2 protein-coding genes are annotated in these 1,452 nt (G+C 35.8%); one reads left to right on the top strand and one right to left on the bottom strand.

Annotated features, from left to right (window positions below):
* Positions 1 to 272: 272 nt before the first annotated feature.
* Positions 273 to 758, bottom strand: coding sequence for a hypothetical protein (locus FS666_RS19230; protein ID WP_144463776.1), 486 nt, complete (start codon positions 756 to 758; stop codon positions 273 to 275).
* A 140-nt stretch (positions 759 to 898) separates the two neighbouring features.
* On the opposite strand from FS666_RS19230, the gene FS666_RS19225 reads away from it, so the two are divergent.
* Complete coding sequence (locus FS666_RS19225) at positions 899 to 1,111, top strand: hypothetical protein (protein ID WP_120074976.1); 213 nt, start codon at positions 899 to 901, stop codon at positions 1,109 to 1,111.
* Positions 1,112 to 1,452: the final 341 nt, after the last annotated feature.

Raw genomic sequence — 1,452 nt, 5'->3', positions numbered from 1 at the left:
ACATTAAGCAGTATAATAATTTTTACTCTTATTGTCCAAGTTCATTTAGGGGCTAAATAGATAACAAACCCTTGATTGTATTGCTTAACTGTACCATTTGAAATACGAATCATTGGATCGAACCTCCAATATCCCTGCCAGCCAGGTTTGATAGTCATTGCATGACTACTGGATATACTTGCAGAACTGCTCCATGTGTAACCAACATTTCCTTTTACTGCTGATTTCTCACCAGAGTTTAATGTTACGCTAAAGGAATGCCCTTGGCTGGCTTAATAACTTAAAGTAAAGGTGTCGCTTCCACCATTCTTTGCAGGGTTTTTCTGAATAATACTAGACCGTTTACCAGTTACTACTTTTGTTGACTTACTGGACTCTGTGTATCGATAGTATACTTGTGGAGCAAAAATAGTAGAGCCGTTTTCAACTTCAGTGTCATCTTTATCATTTAAGGAGATGCTGTCAGAAATATCATCTTCTTTTAGGTTCGGATCAGATGCTTGTCTATCAATATATTCATTCATATCGACCTTTCCAACAACCTCCCCGTCTTCGACCTTGAATACTTCGATGTATCCTTCTGAGTCTACATCATAGTACCCCTTATTCTCTTTGTCATAAAAAATGTTAGGAGCCTTTGTGGCTTGCATCTTGTTGACGTCTACATTATTGTCATTTGCTTCTTCGGCTCCCACGGCCGTGCCCATAATGAAAAATGCAAAGATTGAAGATAGAAAAGCAAGCGATACCTTTTTCATTCCACATTTCCTCCTTTATGTTTTTTGTAATTTCAGAAAATAATACCATGATTCCATGAAAAAGACAATGTTTTTTTACTTTTGCAAAAATTATTTTTATGATATGATATTTACAACATGAAGAAGAGGGGTAAGCTCTAATGAAGTATTTTATTTTGGCAGGTGTGTTTTTCATTTCGGCTTCAATTTTATATTCAGCAAGGTACATCACTTCTGGTATGATTAGGCTAATGGAAAACAGCGTGGGGGGACAATTGCCCTCACCGCAAACCCAGCCACTCCTTATCTGGGGTATTATTTTAGTAGTGCTAGGGGTATTGTCAATATTAATTGGCTTCCTTAGAAAAGACTAATGTTAATCGGCTTGTAAATAAATCAAGAAAGAGAGAATTCCAAACAAAATTTTTAACCATCTTTTACACTCTCTTTAATTATGCTTGTTAAACATTGTTCACTTAAAATAACAATACCGTCCATCTTTAACTCCTTTAAACTTACTTAACCCCATCATACAACAAGCAATCAATTCAATCTACAAAGTATTTAATTCGTCGATAAAACAAGGAGTTGCACTATTTCAGGCAATCGAATGAAGATAATTGCAGCCATTTTGTTCGATTATGATTACTCTGTATGAGTAAAATGTTTGTGGGCGAACAAAATGGGAACACGCCATTTCGATCCGTTTTACGAA

The organism is Siminovitchia fortis (assembly GCF_007681465.1).
Classification (GTDB): Bacteria; Bacillota; Bacilli; order Bacillales; family Bacillaceae_C; genus Siminovitchia; species Siminovitchia fortis.
This window is presented reverse-complemented; position numbering and strand designations above follow the sequence as displayed.

What these genes read in the sequence shown, in the direction of transcription:
- FS666_RS19230 (WP_144463776.1), bottom strand. Translation starts at nt 758, where the DNA reads ATGAAAAAGGTATCGCTTGCTTTTCTATCTTCAATCTTTGCATTTTTC.
- FS666_RS19225 (WP_120074976.1), top strand. Translation starts at nt 899, where the DNA reads ATGAAGTATTTTATTTTGGCAGGTGTGTTTTTCATTTCGGCTTCAATT.